Annotated in this window: 18 protein-coding genes; all 18 read left to right on the forward strand. The window is 33.5% G+C overall.

From position 1 onward, the window contains the following. The first annotated feature begins 496 nt into the window (after positions 1-496). The 18 genes from Q0543_RS09380 (at position 497) to Q0543_RS09465 (ending at position 15,768) form a co-directional block, all read left to right on the forward strand. Positions 497-1,327: a capsular polysaccharide synthesis protein gene (locus tag Q0543_RS09380; RefSeq protein WP_299251788.1), complete on the forward strand. Its 831-nt coding sequence runs from the start codon at positions 497-499 to the stop codon at positions 1,325-1,327. A gap of 188 nt (positions 1,328-1,515) precedes the next feature. Further along, complete coding sequence (locus Q0543_RS09385) at positions 1,516-1,938, forward strand: VOC family protein (RefSeq protein ID WP_299251791.1); 423 nt, start codon at positions 1,516-1,518, stop codon at positions 1,936-1,938. Positions 1,939-2,069: 131 nt separating this feature from the next. Continuing rightward, complete coding sequence (locus tag Q0543_RS09390) at positions 2,070-2,819, forward strand: AraC family transcriptional regulator (protein WP_299251794.1); 750 nt, start codon at positions 2,070-2,072, stop codon at positions 2,817-2,819. A gap of 23 nt (positions 2,820-2,842) precedes the next feature. Next, positions 2,843-4,003 carry an NAD(P)/FAD-dependent oxidoreductase gene (locus tag Q0543_RS09395; protein ID WP_299251797.1) on the forward strand — a complete coding sequence of 387 codons (1,161 nt, stop codon included), beginning with the start codon at positions 2,843-2,845 and terminating at the stop codon, positions 4,001-4,003. Between the two features lie 647 nt (positions 4,004-4,650). After that, positions 4,651-5,085 carry an Rrf2 family transcriptional regulator gene (locus tag Q0543_RS09400; RefSeq protein ID WP_299251800.1) on the forward strand — a complete coding sequence of 145 codons (435 nt, stop codon included), beginning with the start codon at positions 4,651-4,653 and terminating at the stop codon, positions 5,083-5,085. A gap of 102 nt (positions 5,086-5,187) precedes the next feature. Continuing rightward, complete coding sequence (locus Q0543_RS09405; RefSeq protein ID WP_299251803.1) at positions 5,188-6,924, forward strand: cbb3-type cytochrome c oxidase subunit I; 1,737 nt, start codon at positions 5,188-5,190, stop codon at positions 6,922-6,924. Positions 6,925-6,945: 21 nt separating this feature from the next. Further along, complete coding sequence (locus Q0543_RS09410; RefSeq protein ID WP_299251806.1) at positions 6,946-7,959, forward strand: cbb3-type cytochrome c oxidase subunit II; 1,014 nt, start codon at positions 6,946-6,948, stop codon at positions 7,957-7,959. A gap of 4 nt (positions 7,960-7,963) precedes the next feature. Continuing rightward, positions 7,964-8,206 (forward strand): hexameric tyrosine-coordinated heme protein, encoded by a 243-nt coding sequence (locus Q0543_RS09415; RefSeq protein WP_299251809.1) that lies wholly within the window; start codon positions 7,964-7,966, stop codon positions 8,204-8,206. Then, positions 8,196-8,465: a hypothetical protein gene (locus Q0543_RS09420; protein WP_299251811.1), complete on the forward strand. Its 270-nt coding sequence runs from the start codon at positions 8,196-8,198 to the stop codon at positions 8,463-8,465. Before Q0543_RS09415 ends, Q0543_RS09420 begins: the two co-directional genes overlap by 11 nt. A gap of 5 nt (positions 8,466-8,470) precedes the next feature. After that, positions 8,471-8,875 carry a cytochrome C gene (locus Q0543_RS09425; protein ID WP_299251814.1) on the forward strand — a complete coding sequence of 135 codons (405 nt, stop codon included), beginning with the start codon at positions 8,471-8,473 and terminating at the stop codon, positions 8,873-8,875. A 15-nt stretch (positions 8,876-8,890) separates the two neighbouring features. Further along, positions 8,891-9,280: a group III truncated hemoglobin gene (locus tag Q0543_RS09430; protein WP_299251817.1), complete on the forward strand. Its 390-nt coding sequence runs from the start codon at positions 8,891-8,893 to the stop codon at positions 9,278-9,280. Between the two features lie 135 nt (positions 9,281-9,415). Next, positions 9,416-10,321, forward strand: coding sequence for a tryptophan 2,3-dioxygenase family protein (locus Q0543_RS09435; protein WP_299251820.1), 906 nt, complete (start codon positions 9,416-9,418; stop codon positions 10,319-10,321). A gap of 12 nt (positions 10,322-10,333) precedes the next feature. Continuing rightward, positions 10,334-11,065 (forward strand): iron-sulfur cluster repair di-iron protein, encoded by a 732-nt coding sequence (gene ric, locus Q0543_RS09440; protein ID WP_299251823.1) that lies wholly within the window; start codon positions 10,334-10,336, stop codon positions 11,063-11,065. Next, on the forward strand, positions 11,055-11,507 hold the full coding sequence (locus Q0543_RS09445; RefSeq protein ID WP_299251826.1) for a hemerythrin domain-containing protein: 453 nt from the start codon (positions 11,055-11,057) through the stop codon (positions 11,505-11,507). Before ric ends, Q0543_RS09445 begins: the two co-directional genes overlap by 11 nt. Before the next feature lie 245 nt (positions 11,508-11,752). After that, a complete protein-coding gene (locus Q0543_RS09450; RefSeq protein ID WP_299251828.1) occupies positions 11,753-12,256 on the forward strand; it encodes a hypothetical protein in 504 nt (167 codons plus the stop codon). A 499-nt stretch (positions 12,257-12,755) separates the two neighbouring features. Next, positions 12,756-13,979, forward strand: coding sequence for an aminotransferase class I/II-fold pyridoxal phosphate-dependent enzyme (locus tag Q0543_RS09455; protein WP_299251831.1), 1,224 nt, complete (start codon positions 12,756-12,758; stop codon positions 13,977-13,979). 323 nt (positions 13,980-14,302) lie between these two features. Further along, the gene (locus Q0543_RS09460) at positions 14,303-15,541 is read left to right on the forward strand and encodes a peptidase U32 family protein (RefSeq protein WP_299251834.1); all 1,239 of its coding nucleotides are present in this window, start codon (positions 14,303-14,305) and stop codon (positions 15,539-15,541) included. Further along, a complete protein-coding gene (locus tag Q0543_RS09465; RefSeq protein ID WP_299251837.1) occupies positions 15,541-15,768 on the forward strand; it encodes a ferredoxin in 228 nt (75 codons plus the stop codon). Before Q0543_RS09460 ends, Q0543_RS09465 begins: the two co-directional genes overlap by 1 nt. Positions 15,769-16,269 lie beyond the last annotated feature (501 nt).

Below are 16,269 nucleotides of genomic sequence, written 5' to 3' on the forward strand. Positions count from 1 at the left end.
ACCTGTAAAGTTAATATTTTATCAGTTACTCCCCAGCTTTTTTACCTGACCCTATATTTAACGAATATAATTCAATTTAGTATACAAAAATTATTAATTAAAATTATTCATTATATACTAGAGCGGTATTTAAATTAAAATCCTAATTATTAGTTATTTATGAATATTCAGGATCATATTAGGCTACTTTGGCACTATTGAGTGTGCAGCTTTTAAGTACGCACAATTTGATTAAATTTACCCCCAAAGCAATCGGGAGTATCGGATTAGGCGTTTAGGAAAGAAAGACGCTATCAAGTTTTACAACAAAAAGCTCATATCGTACACTTATTTAAAGCGAGATATAGAGCAAACTGCCTAGATTCTTAAAAATGAATCAACGTTTTTTTAATAATTTTCGTTTCGGCAGAAAAATGCTCTGCTATAAAGTCCCCAATCTCATAACGTAGTAAGACATTAAAATTAAACCCGCTTCAGTTAAAGGAATGAAATAACTATGAAACAGAAAATCATTTGGATCTTGTGGCTTCAAGGGGAAAAGAATATGCCTCATGTAGTCAAATTATGTTATAATTCTTGGCTTGAAAAAAATCCAGATTACAACATAATTTTATTGGATAATATATCAGTTCATGACTACATCACTCTTGACAAAAAAATCATTGAAAACAATAATATTACGATTCAAAAATTATCTAATATTATTAGACTCAATTTACTTGAAACACATGGAGGTGTTTGGATCGATGCTACTTGCTATTGCAACACCCCTCTGAGTTCTTGGCTTGAAAACAATATGAGAACTGGCTTTTTTGCATTCAGTAAACCAGGGCCAGACCGTATGATCTCGAATTGGTTTATCGCTGCTAATAAGGGTAACAGTCTTTTAAAAAAACTCAATACTTCACACAATAACTTTTGGATAAATAATCCTCAAATAAAAATATACGACCCATCAAAAAGAAATATAATTCTTAAGTCTACATTCATACATAAAATACTTAAAAAAAAACCAACATTATGGTTATCCCTATTCATGGTAAAAATACTTAAAGTTTATCCATATTACTGTTTTCATTATCTCTTCCAAAAAATATACAACAATGACCCTGCTTTTAAAGTGCTTTGGGATTCAACGAATAAAATATCTGCTATTCCTCCACATAATCTACAGACCTACGGATTGAACAATCAAATCACAAACGAAATCATACTAGAACTGAAAAATAAAAGTGTACCCTTATATAAACTAACACACAAACTAAATTACAACAAGGATGAAAAATCAATTTTTAACTATCTTAACGTAAACCAATATCATTTATAAAATGAATAATCCATGCAAAAATATATGTTGCTACTAGCACCAATTACACATTTGACTTACGTTTTGCGAGCAAATGAACTTTTAAGGGAAATTTTAAATAACGTTAAATTATTTAAGGAACGTAGTAATTGTATTGTCAAAAAATAAAACTAATTTAAAATAAATACAGAATAAAGAATAAAAAAATCATGGAAAAACAAATTTATACCTGCTTATGGTTCGATGGGAAAGCCCAAGAAGCAGCAGATTATTATTGTTCGATTTTTAAGCACTCAAAAATTATTTCTGCAAATCCTATAGTAGTGGTATTTGAATTAAATAACACAAAATTTATGGCATTAAATGGTGGCCCGCAGTATACATTTTCACCAGCAACATCGCATGTCATAGAATGTATCACACAAACAGAAATTGATCATTATTGGGAAGAGTTGGGTAAAGAAGGGAAATATAGTCAATGCGGTTGGTTAGACGATAAGTATGGAGTTTCTTGGCAAATAGTTCCTGCAATTTTGAGTGAGCTTATGGGAGACAAAGAAAAGGCACCGAGAGTAATACAGGCATTTATGCAAATGGGAAAATTTGATATAGAAGCGTTAAAAAATGCTTAGAAATAAAGAATAATCAACTATTGGTTTGAGGTATTTTTAATTAAAACTACATCAAAATCTCAATAAGATACATTAATATTAGTTTCATACATACACAGAAAGTTTTCGTTCAAATAAAGATCGCATCAAAAATGAAAACCAATCTAACATACAAACGACTCATGCCTGAGCATTCTTTGGATGATTTTGTATATTGTTTTTCATCCTTGCAAAATCTTTCTAAAGAAATGAAGGGAGTTATTATACCAAATGGAAAAGTAGATTTAATCTTTACGTTACTAGAAAATAACGAATTATGTGTTTCTTTAATGGGCTTGGAAACAAAGCCTAAATCTGCAAACCAAACTGTTACCAAATTCTTTTCGATAAGTTTCAATCCACTCGCTGTAGAATATTTATTTCAGGATTCAATTGCTGCAATATTGAATAGCGGAAAAATACTTCCCGCAAACTTTTGGGAATTCAATAATATGGATTTGAATAATTTTGATGCGTTTTGCGAAAAGGCTTCTTTCAAAATCAAGTCCCTCCTGCCTAATAAAATAGATGAACGCAAACGCACATTATTTAAATTAATTTCTGAAACGAATGGAGCAACGTCTATAAAAGATCTTTCTAAAAAAGTAGCTTGGAGCGAACGCCAAATCAATCGTTATTTCAGTCAACAATTTGGACTGTCCTTGAAATCCTATTGCAACATTCTACGTTTCCAAGCTTCGCTTGTTCATATCAAAGATGGTGAACTTTCTCCGCAACTTAACTTTTCAGATCAATCGCATTTTATCAAAGAAATCAAAAAACTTTCTGGGGTTTCGCCCAAAGAACTATTCAAAAATGAAAACGACCGATTTTTACAATTTTTGATGATCAAAAAGGAATAAGTTTGTAGCATAACATAAAAAACATGCTGCTACAAAATAAAACAATTGCTATCGTTGGTGGTGGCCCAGGTGGACTAACATTAGCAAGGCTGCTTCAAATGAAAGATGTGCACGTAAACGTGTACGAACGAGATTTTGACAAAAATGCACGTGTGCAGGGATCACCACTTGATTTGCATGACGAATCTGGCTTGGCAGCATTGCGCGAAGCAAACTTATTAGAAGCGTTTAAAAAGCATTACCGACCAGGAGCAGACAAAATGATTGTAATGGATGAAACAGCAACAATACGCTACAGCGATCATGAAACCATTTCTATTGAAGATTTTGGTAGTGAACATTTTCGCCCTGAAATTGATCGCGGCCCTTTGCGAAATATGTTATTAGAGTCCTTAAATGAAAATACCGTTATATGGAACAGGCATTTCCTATCAATGGAAAAACAAGAGGATGGTTGGTTGTTACATTTTAAAAATACAGAATCTGTGTATGCAGATATTGTCATTGCAGCAGACGGTGCTAATTCAAAAATCCGACCATATATAACCGACTTCAAAGCATTTTATTCTGGCATACTGATGTTAGAAGGTAATATTTATGATTCAGAGAAATCAGCTTCAAAAATGCATGCCTTGATAAATGGAGGTAAAATAATGGCTTTTGGAAATAATAAAAATATTTTAATGGGCCAAAAAGGAAACGGCGAATTAGGGTTTTATGCAAGTTTTAAAGCAACAGAAAATTGGGCCGCTACAAGTGGTTTAGACTTTACAAATAAAGTACAGATACTACATTGGTTTAAAAAAGAATATGCAGAATGGAGTAGCATTTGGGGAGAATTATTTGAAACTGCAGAAAGTCTTTTTATACCCCGCCCAATATACTGCATACCCTTTAATCAACATTGGGAAAGCTTACCAAACCTAACAATGCTTGGCGATGCAGCACACGTAATGCCACCTTTTGCTGGTGAAGGTGTAAATATGGCTATGCTGGATGCCTTAGAGTTAAGTATATGTTTAACATCTAACACATACCCTGCTGTGAAAGATGCTATTGAAACGTATGAAATAGCAATGCGTAAAAGAGCTGCTACAATAGCAAAAGAATCTATTGAAAATGGTGAACGGATGCACTGTAAGGACGCAATTAATATAATGTTAGATTTTTTTAGTAACCACTAAAAAAATACCATTCAATTTATAACAGATTTTTAGCTTACGCCCGCTTACATTTCTTGCAAGCGAGCGTATGTTTTCTAACTTATCTTATTAATATGGGCTTTTATTTTAATGTACATAGATTTTTTTCAGAACAGACATTTTAGATTTTAAAATTTAAATTTTTCATTTGGAACCGTTTCTTTGCTTTATAAATCCTCTTTCAATCAATGGAAATATTACTCACCTTAACACACCTTATTTAAAGCAATATCACTGAATGCGCAACACAATTCAAATGGAACATAAAAGATCTAAAGCGCATGTAGAATACATTTAAGAAAAAATAATCGAAGGCAGATTATAGAGATAAAATATTTTTTAGTAATACAATTGAAAAAACACATTTAGATAAATTTTCATTACATTATTCCAGCCAAAAATTCTATTAGAAAGCACAGGTTTTTTAAATAAAACGTGTAATTCGATTGTAAATACTCTCCGTATTAACATTCTTTTTTCTTCTACCGCACTAAAAAACAATATCATACTCCTCTATTCAATTCATTTTTAGAAAAAAAGTTTATAATTACCCCCTAAAATATTAATAGTGGATATTTTTGTCCACTATTAAAAAACTACTTATATTAGTCCTATAGAATAAAGAGTATATGTTTTCAAAAGCTTGCGAATACGGAATAAGAGCCTCTATTTATATTGCTGAACAATCTAAACTGGACAGAAGGGTAAGTTTAAAGGAAGTTGCAACAGCAATAGAATCGCCAGCTGCATATACATCAAAAATTCTACAAGAATTAGCACGCAATAACATCATTCATTCAGACAAAGGCCCAACTGGAGGCTTTTCAATAGAAGTACAGAATCTGTTAAAAATAAAGTTAAGTACCATCGTTTTGGCTCTAGATGGCAATAGTATTTATGTAGGCTGTGGTTTGGGGATGAAAAAATGCAATGAAAAAAAACCCTGTCCTGTACACAATCAATTCAAGCAAATTCGAGACGATCTCAAAAACATGCTTGAAACGACAACCTTAGAATCGTTAGTAAACGATTTAGAAAAAGGCTTAACCTTTTTAAAGCGTTAACAAAAAGAATTCACTTCTCTCTAATAAAATGGAAATGTATCATTCATTTAGAAGAAAAAAAATAATATATAACTAGTGGCAAATTATCCAATATAAATAAAGATGGAAGGCAACAGCATATTTAACGAGTCAGGAATTATTATTACGATAATTCTTATTACAATCCCCGTACTCATCGCTTCTATGATTGTATTCATAAAAGGTAGTGCGTTAATAAACAATTTTCTAGATAAGCGTAAATTAGAGAAATTCAATGCGTATCTGAAAGGCTTAAGTGCTGAAGAAATAAAAAAATTAGAATACCGAAAAACAGAGCTCGAATTTTCTCTGAATAACAATGAATTATCTGGTGATAGCAAAGCTGTAGACTCGAAAGGTTTAATCAGCAACGTTAGCGAAATAGAATCACTCCGTTTTATTGAACAAAAGAAAAAAGGTCAACCCCGCCCGTATATAGAGCCCGAATTGACGAAACTTATTTTGTGGTATTTAGGATGTGCTACTTTTTGGTTGGTATTTGGTACTACAGTAGGCGAATACTTAGGAATTAAATTTGTTGCACCTGATGTGGACCACTACAGTTGGTTGAGTTTTGGTAGACTGAGACCCGTACATACCAATGCAGTCTTCTGGGGTTGGGCATCTATAGCTATGTTGGGCCTTGGATATTATGTAATACCAAGAGTTAGTAATGCACCCATTAAAAGTATAAAAATGGGATACATTTCTTTAATACTCATTAATGCATCTGTTGTAATCGGAAGCATTTGCCTGATGGCGGGCATAAACAATGGCGGTGGGGAATACAGAGAGTACATCTGGCCTGTAATGGGTTTATTTGGTATAGCAATCATTATTACATTAGGTAATTTTATAAAAACGATTTCAAACAGAATAACAAAAGAAATTTATGTTTCGAATTGGTACATCATTGCTGCCATGATGTTCTTAATAGTAATTGCAGTTGTTGCTTACTGGCCAACTTGGCAAAACGGATTGGGAGAAACAATTGTACAAGGATACTACATGCATCAAGGTGTTGGTATGTGGTTCATGTTGTTTAATCTAGGTTTGATGTATTATTTCCTGCCACAACAATTAAACAAACCCATCTATTCATATAGCCTAGGTATATTGGCATTTTGGACACAAATATTATTTTATACATTAATAGGTACCCACCACTTTATTTTCAGTGCTATACCATGGTGGTTGCAAACAGTTGCCATCGTTGGTAGTGTAGGCATGGTAATACCAGTAGTTGCTGGTACTACAAACTTTATAATGACTTTTAAAGGTTCATGGCATAAACTTTCTGGAAGTTATACCCTACCCTTCTATGTGATTGGTATTGTCTTTTACTTCACGGGCTCCTTGCAAGGAACTGCTGAAGCATTTCGTTTCACAAATTTAGTGTGGCACTTTACAGACTTTACCGTTGCTCATTCGCACTTAACCATGTACGGCATCATTTGCTTTATGCTTTGGGGTTTTATTTACACGATGGTACCCAGGCTTACAGGCAAAGAACCCCCTCAAATAACGGTTGGTGCACATTTCTGGTTGGCATTAATTGGATTGTTATTCTATACTGTACCATTGATGTATGGTTCAACACTTCGTGGTTTGGTATGGATGGAAGGACAACCATTTATTGACAGTGTAATAATGATGGCGCCTTACTGGCTGTGGCGTGCAATTGGAGGTTCCTTAATGTGGTTATCGCATTTATTGTTTGCGTATAATTTCTATATAATGGTTCGTAACAGAGAAGACCTTGTTATACCCACATCGGCTATTGATATATTAAAAGCAAAACAAGAATTAGACAAACAATAACAACCAATTAACATACACGAGATGGACTTCTTTAATAATCATAAAAAACTATTCGGTACGGCATTGTTTTTATTTGTTGCATTAACATGCGTTGTAGCTATTATACCTGCGATTAATAATCAAAAAAATAATGCACCATTACCTAATTATGTCCCCTTAAGCAAGGATGCAATACTAGGTAAAGAAATTTACATTGCGAATGGTTGCGTAGGTTGCCACACGCAACAAGTGCGTAACGTTGATATGGACAAACCTTGGGGAGCTAGACCAAGTATAGCTGCAGATTATGCAAGCAATACACAAATGGATTTCTGGCGTAATACTGCTACCTTAATGGGTACAGAAAGAACAGGTCCCGATTTAACAAATATTGGAACGAGACAATCTAGCATGGCTTGGAATTTATTACACTTATTCCAACCCAGATCCGTGGTGGAAGAATCTATTATGCCTGCCTACCCTTGGTTGTTTAAAACAACAGAAAATGTTGGAAAGGATGAAGTAGAAGTAATTGTACCAGATGCTTATAGAAGAGGAATAACCGGAAAAATTATTGCAACACCTGAAGCCTTACAATTGGTTGCCTATCTACAAAGTTTAAAACAAACGCCACTACCAGATGGCAAATTACCTATGGAGTTCTTATATAAGAAAAAAGCTGCAGCTTCTGTAGCAGCAGCAGCTGGAGAAACGGCGATACTTCCAGATGGACAAGCATTGTATACCCAAAATTGTGCAAGTTGCCATCAAGCAAATGGTGAAGGATTAAAAGGTGCCTTCCCTTCATTAAAAGGTAGTCCAATTGTATTGGGTGATGACTTAGAGTTGTATGTAAACATCATCATGAAAGGATATGATCCCCGCCCTGAATTTGCATCCATGAATGCAGTAGGCTTGGACAATAATTTAAGTGCAGAAGATGTAACTGCAATAATAAATCATGAAAGAACCAGCTGGGGCAATGATGCAAAACCAGTGACTTTAGAGGCAGTTAAAAAATTAGTAGATTTCATAAAAGCAACCGCTAAAAAATAAAATTATGGCAAACACAGATGTATGGTTGGAAAGTTTAATTACGAAAACACCACAAGAAGGAAGAGCATTAGCAATATTAATGTCTCGCAAAACTATAGCGGCTATTCAAACAGACCCTGAAAAACGCAAACAAATGCGACCTGATTATGCAGAAGATACGGTTCAATTAATTCAATCTGCACAGGTTGTAGCTATCGAATTCCAAACCGTTGCACAAGCAAATAACTATTGGAGAGATGCGAAATAAAATCAACTATCTGTTCACCTTCATTGGCATACTGCTAATCCATGCATCGGCATGGGCTTGCGAAGTCTGTGAAAAACAACAACCAAAAATAACACGGGGCATAACCCATGGTGCTGGACCACAAAGCAACTGGGATTGGGTAATCATTGGAGTTATCACAGCAATCACTATAGCAACGTTTATTTATTCATTGAAATATTTAATACGACCAGGCGAAAAAGACAGCAACCACATTAAAGTATCCATTTTAAACAATTAAATACGGTGAAAGAAGCTAAAAGTAAAATATCGCTATTTGTTGATGAAGATGTGCAACCCATTGCTGAATTGTCAAGTCCTGTTCAATTCGAATTAGATACGCGTAAACTAACAGATGGCGAACACACATTAAAAATTGTGAGTAAATCTCCCACAGGAAGAGAAGGTATTCGTAAAATAAAATTTATCGTCCGTAATGGCCCCGCTATATCAATTGAAGGGATTTCTGAAAATGAAATCGTAGATGGTACAGTGCCCATTATGTTAAATGCTTACGATAAAGGAAATCAAAAAAGTTTTCTTATTGAAGGAAGCGAAACGCCACAAACAATACCAAGTTGGCTATTGATTTTATTGATTGCTTTTGTTGGCTGGTCTGCTTATTACATTATTACAAATTTCAGTCTTTAGAAATCGTATACGATAATGAAAAATGACATTCGTACCTTAGATGATGTTAAGATTTTAGTAAATACTTTTTACGGAAAAGTTCGTGAAGACGACGCGCTAAAAGATATATTCAATGATAAAATCGAAGATCGTTGGCCAGAGCATCTAGAAAAAATGTACCGCTTTTGGCAAACGGTATTGTTAGATGAACACACCTATCATGGAAGTCCGTTTGTACCCCATGCTAATTTGCCTGTTTTTGCGGAACATTTTGAACAATGGCTGATTCTATTTTATAGTACGGTTGACGAATTGTTTGAAGGAGAAAAAGCAGATAGAGCAAAATGGCAGGGACAACGTATGGCAGAGATGTTCAATTATAAAATTGAATATTATAGAAATAATCCTTCTACTACGATATTATAATCGAACATACTACCTCTATAGTATTACAACATGCATATAGAACGTAATATTAAGATAAACGCAATAAATAGATTAAAAATTAAGTAGGGCTCCGAATGTTTCGGACTTTCCAAAAGAACGTTACAAAAAATCAACATGAGTATAGAGTCGATTGTCAAAGATATTGAAGACAAATACACAGATTTAGGAGAAAAGCCTGAAACGTATTTAAAAGGATTACTGAATGCAAAGCCAATTAACTATTGGGATTATTTGGAAATCGATACCTTACTTACGCTCCAAAAACCAAGAACAGATTTTAAGGACGAAGAAATATTTATTATGTATCATCAAGTGACGGAATTGACACTTAAAATGATGATACATGAAATCAAACAATTGATTTACGATCCATTTAACGAAACGGTCTGGATAGATAAAATAAATCGTTTAAATCGATATACAAATATGCTCATCACTTCCTTTGAAATAATGAAGTCAGGTATGAATTACGAAGATTATAATACGTTTAGAAGTACGCTAACACCTGCTAGTGGCTTTCAATCGGCTCAATTTAGATTGATTGAACTCTATTGCACACGTATTGGAAATCTCATCAACGAAAATGGTAAAAAACGGATCGGAGAAAATCCAAGTACGGAAGAATACTTCGAGCACATTTATTGGAAGGATGCAGGTTTGAATAGAGCAACCGGCAAAAAAACGTTGACGCTCTGCCAATTTGAAGAAAGATACATGCATCGCTTTATTGCCTTAACCAACAAAGTTAAAGGAAAGACTCTCGAAGATATTATTCTTAAAAATGCTACCTATTCGGATGCATTACGTGATAAGTTAAAAGAATTTGATCATTTATATAATGTTGCCTGGCCATTGGTACATATACAAACTGCACAGCATTATTTAGATAGTAAAAGTGAAAATAAAGCTGCAACGGGTGGTAGCGAATGGAAGAAATATCTAAACCCTGAATCTCAACAGCGCAAGTTTTTCCCCACGCTTTGGACCAAAGAAGAAATAACAAATTGGGGAAAAGAATAAAACAAGAAACACATGAACATTCAAGAAAATCAAATTATCGGAGAGTTAGTCGCTAAAGACTATCGTGCAGCATCTGTATTTAAAAAATATGGTATTGACTTTTGTTGCCAAGGGAACAGAACAATCAACGACGCGTGTGAAGCAAAAAAAATAGATGGCAAAGCGGTTGTTTCAGATTTGAATGCTTTAACGCAATCCCAAGCAACTATTGCTGCGGATTATCAAAGCTGGCCACTTGATTTATTAGCGGACTATATTGAGAAAAAACACCATAGATATGTTGAAGCTAAGACCTTAGAAATAAAACCATACTTAGAAAAAATCTGTCGTGTACACGGAGAACGTCATCCAGAATTACTTGAAATCAATGAGCACTTTAATGCTACAGCAGGTGAACTAGCTAAGCATATGAAAAAAGAAGAGCTTATTTTATTCCCTTACGTGAGAAAGATGGTTAAAGCTGAACATGATAAAGTGAAGCTAGATACACCTGGATTTGGTACTGTTCAAAATCCAATTCAAATGATGATGGACGAGCATACAACAGAAGGCGATCGTTTCAGAAAAATTGAAGCATTAAGCAACAACTATACTCCGCCTGAAGATGCTTGTAACACCTACAAAGTAACAATTGCATTACTTCAAGAATTTGAGCAAGATTTACATTTGCATATTCACTTAGAAAATAATATTTTATTTCCAAGAGCAATTGAATTAGAAAAAAAATTAACACATGCCAATTAAAAGAAACGAGCACCTTAAAGCAATAAGTCGTGAACACCATCACGGCTTATTGCTTTGTTGGAAAATAAAAGCAGGATTAAAAAAAGAAATTAATCCTGAACGAATCAAAACATACGTAGATTGGTTTTATACGGAACATATATTGCCACATTTTGATATTGAAGAGAAATGTATTTTCCCCATTTTAGGGAATGAAAATGAATTGGTTCAAAAAGCATTATCCGAACATCAAAATTTAAAAAAGCATTTTGAATCAAAAACAGACATCTTAGACAATTTAAAATTAATAGAAAAAGAGTTGGATGAACACATTCGATTTGAAGAACGTGTATTATTCAATGAAATTCAATCTGCAGCCACAGAAGCAGAACTTCTTAAAATAAAAGAGATTCATACTGAAACGGCATTCGCAGATAATGTTTCTGATCCTTTTTGGATGTAGTTAGAGCAACACACCTTTTGTGTTGCTCTAACTGCTTAATTTTTTATTCAAATCGTAACAACCTTACATTCTCATAATTTTTTAATCAAATAGAATGCATGCTTTTATCAATTGATAAAGAATCTTTTCTAAATTGGCTTCTAGAAAAGTATATGTATAGTCCCGAATACACATTTCAAAAATCTAATTTGTATTTTCTACGTATAGAACATTTAGAATAATTATTTTAACTAATGATCGAGTAAATGAGAGTTGTTGTAGCAGATATTGAGTCAAAGGATGGACATGATTACAACTTCTTCGGTTGCATATTAAATGAAATAACGAATGAACCATTTCATCTCAGACACGAATATTATGAAAGAGAAAAGAATGTAAAACAATCGTTGCATTTATTTGGCAAAAGACCAGATGAGAGGGGTACGCAGATATTTATTGAAAAATATTTTGATTATGCAAACAACTCCAAATTTGATGAAAGTCTACTATTATATAAAAATCAAGAAAGTAATTTTAAACTTTTAAATAATATTAAGTTATCAAAAACATTATTATTGAATGAAATTGAAGGTGAAAAATCGTGTCATCAATTTATGACAAAAGATGGAAGATATAGAAGACGTATTGTGTATGATATAAGAGGCGATAAAAATGCCTTACTGATCGTTTTCTCCTTAGACACAACGTTATTTTATGACAATCAATTATTTCATTTCTTAAAGAATAATTTAAAAGTTATCATAGAATGAAATTATTTTCTAAAATTGATAATTAAATAGTAAGAAAACTCTTTCTATCCATTCAAGAATAAATGGTCAAGAATGAACGATTTTTTATATTAAAAATACCCTTCTAATGATTTTCTAATAAAATCTATCGCATTATTAAAAATAACTATGCTCAGTAAAAGTATAAATCGATTTAGTGCTATATAAAATCCGACATAGCAAATCTAAGGCATCCCATTAAATTAAGATTATAAAGAAATCCCATTACAAGGAAAAAAATACCTGAATCTATAAAGGATTTTCTTAAATAAACAATATTGAATGATGCACCAAATCGAATAGCGTTTACTTTTTCGTCCATTCAGAAGAGCTCCTAGCGCTTCTCAATAATTAAAGATAAACTTAGGCAGATCCTTATCGATCTATTTCCAATAAAAAAAAAGACTCTTACCATAAAAAAGGTATTGTTAGCTGTGAAAATTTAAGTTATTTTTATCTCGCTTTATATATAAAGACATACATGCAAGAGTTTAAAGAAATACATAATTGGATAAAATCGAACAATCGATTTCCCGAAGATTTTAATGTTAGTACCCTCCCTTCCCCTTCATTCATAAGCAACGGCAAAGAATTAATCTCATTTTCAACAAACAATTATCTTGGTCTTTCATCCGATCCAGCTATGATTGAAAGTGCTGTTGTAGGATTAAAAAAATACGGTGTCGGCAATTGTGAATCCCGACTTTTGGGAGGTGATTTGGATATATACAGAGAACTAGAGGCCAAATTGGCTGAAATGAAGCACAAAGAGTCTTCAATCATGTTGGCAACAGGTTATTTAACAAACTTAGGTATCCTGTCAACCTTACCAAAAGCATCCCAAATTTGCAGAGCGTACGGATACCGTTCGCAAAAGACCTACAATCACATGTTTTTTAGTGATGAATTTAATCACATAAGTATACGTGAAGGTATTCGCATGTCTGGTTGCCCAAAAGTAACCTATAGGCATTGTGACTTAGATCAGCTCGAGTCCTATTTGAAAAAACACGAAGATTACGTAAAAATCATTGTTACCGATGGCGTCTTTAGCCAAGATGGAGATATTGCTCCCCTACCTGAGATGGTTCAATTAGCAGAGAAATACAACGCAATCTTATATGTAGATGATGCACACGGCACAGGTGTATTGGGTAAAAATGGCGGTGGTATTTCAGAACATTTCAATTGCTACAGCCCAAATATGATTCACATGGGCACTTTAAGTAAAGCTTATGGCGCTTTAGGTGGATTTATTGCAACTGAAAAGTATGTAACGGATATATTAAAGTATACATGCTCATCGTATGGTTTTACGTCTACTATACCACCAGACCAAGCCTACGCAATCATAACTGCAATGGATATGATCAAACATCAACCAGAACGTAGACAACAGCTTTGGGACAATCAGAGTTATTTTGTTGAACATGTTACCAAAATGGGCTATCATTTATTAAGTACGCAAACACCGATCATGCCCATACATATTGGCGACGAACGCGTATGTCAAGAATTATCTTCACTGCTTCACAACGAAGGCATACACATAGATGCTATTATGTATCCTGCTGTTAAAATGCATTCTAGTAGACTTCGTGTTATGGTAAATGCAAAACATACAAAAGATCAAATAGATAAATTATTATCCATTTTAGATTCGTATAAAAATAAAATTACGCATCCGCTAACAAAAGCGAGTTAGTTTACCATATAACACAATATGTAATATTCATACAATCTGTATTACAAAACATTAAAAACCCGATAGGCACTTTTCACTATCGGTTTTTTTCTTATTCTAATTTACAGACGAGCATTTTGAATATCGAACCATTTAAAAAATATGACCAAAGCACATATTTAGAGACACCCCAGAAACATTTTTTTTAAATTCCTGTTTATATATCATCTAAAACGATGATATCCATAATAAAATGAAATTTTTATTATTTATAATTTAGTCCTTGCAGTATTGTTGTAAAAAATGTTTAATACAACGAATTCAGTACCCTGCAACGACATCTTATGAATTACACACCAATAGAAATACTTGCCCCTGTTGGCTCCTATGAATCCCTTACAGCAGCATTAAATGCTGGCTGTGATTCCATTTATTTTGGAGTAGAACAGCTCAACATGCGCTCGCGTTCTTCGATAAATTTTGTATTGGATGATTTAAAAGAAATTAGTCACATCTGTACAGAACGAAAGGTTAAGTCTTACATTACCATCAACACCATCCTGTACGACCACGACATAAGTTTGATGAAATCCATCGTCAATCAAGCAAAGGAAAGTGGCATTACAGCAATTATTGCTTCCGACCATGCTGTAATGTCGTTTTGTAAATCTATTGGAATGCCTTTACATATTTCTACACAAACCAATGTTACCAATTTAGAAACGGTAGAATTCTATGCAGCATTTGCGAATGTAATGGTATTGTCTCGAGAATTAAGTTTAGGCCAGGTGTCCAAAATATCAAAGGGCGTTGAGAAAAAACAAATTAAAGGTCCGTCTGGAGAACTCATAAAATTAGAAATATTTGCACATGGCGCGCTTTGCATGGCTGTTTCAGGAAAGTGCTATTTAAGTTTACACACCAACAATGCTTCTGCCAATAGAGGAGCTTGCATACAGAATTGCAGAAAACAATATATCGTTACAGATAAAGAAGATGGAGTCGAACTTGAAATAGACAACGAACACATCATGAGTGCAAAAGATTTATGTACCATCGGTTTCTTAGATAAAATTTTAAAATCAGGCGTACACATTCTTAAAATTGAAGGTAGAGGTAGGTCGGCAGATTATGTGGATACAGTAGTGCGGTGTTATAAAGAAGCAGTAACAGCTATACAAGAAGGAACCTATACCTCAGAGAAAATTGACGCATGGACAAAACGATTAGCGACTGTATACAACAGAGGATTTTGGGATGGCTATTACTTGGGTCGTAAAATGGGTGAATGGAACGACTCCTATGGTTCTAAAGCAACAGAGAAGAAAATTCTGATTGCTAGAGGTGTAAAGTATTTTAACAAAATAAATATAGGCGAATTTAAAATGGAATCGCATTCATTGAAACAAGGTGATAAAATCATGCTTACAGGTCCTGCTTTTGGTATACTCAAAATGGATGTGCAAGAAATACGTAAAGACAATATATCGGTTGATTCAGTTTTTAAAGGCGATGTATTCTCTATGGAAGTTTCCGAAGTTATTCGACCTTCTACCAAATTGTATAAAATTGTATCTGCCTAATGTTTCAAATTATATTTATTCGAAGCAAATGTATTGGTTGCAACGGCTGTGTAGAAGCGGCTCCCGATAGATGGCGCATTTCTAAAAAGGATGGCAGATGCAATCTGATTGATGGAAAAGAAAAAAAAGGAATCTACCAAGCAATTATCTCCATGGATGAATACGAGCAAAATGTACAAGCCGCCAGTTGTTGTCCGGCAAAAGTGATTCAACTTAAAGTTATGTAATTAAACAGGTGCTTACCCATTCTGTGATGAATTTACTTTTAGATTTCATACACAAGCGGACAAAACAACAACAAGAGAACTCATAAATCATTTTTTATTTGACATTTATGAATAACAAGACAGCAACATCTATTACATGTTAAATTGTCACGAATGGCAATATCATGTTTAAGATTAATCCAACCGTTACGAATGGTTGGTGGAAAAGTTGCAAGCTTATCGCATTAATATAGGACTGAAATCTATTTGGCAAAAGACAATATGATCGAACCAAATTAAATTAATTCCATCATATAAAAGCAATTAAATACTTTTATTAAAAAACAATGATATACATTAATATCTCGGATTTATTAAAAACAATATTAAATAATCATGCGTAGTTGATCGTATTGTGCATATACAGTTATGTTCATAATTATATTTTTATTTTTCATTGCGCATCTTATTTTTTTGATGATATTTGAAATACGTTCTTTGATTAGGTATTAGGTTCATTCA

It is taken from the genome of uncultured Cytophaga sp. (assembly GCF_937863595.1).
Classification (GTDB): domain Bacteria; phylum Bacteroidota; class Bacteroidia; order Cytophagales; family Cytophagaceae; genus Cytophaga.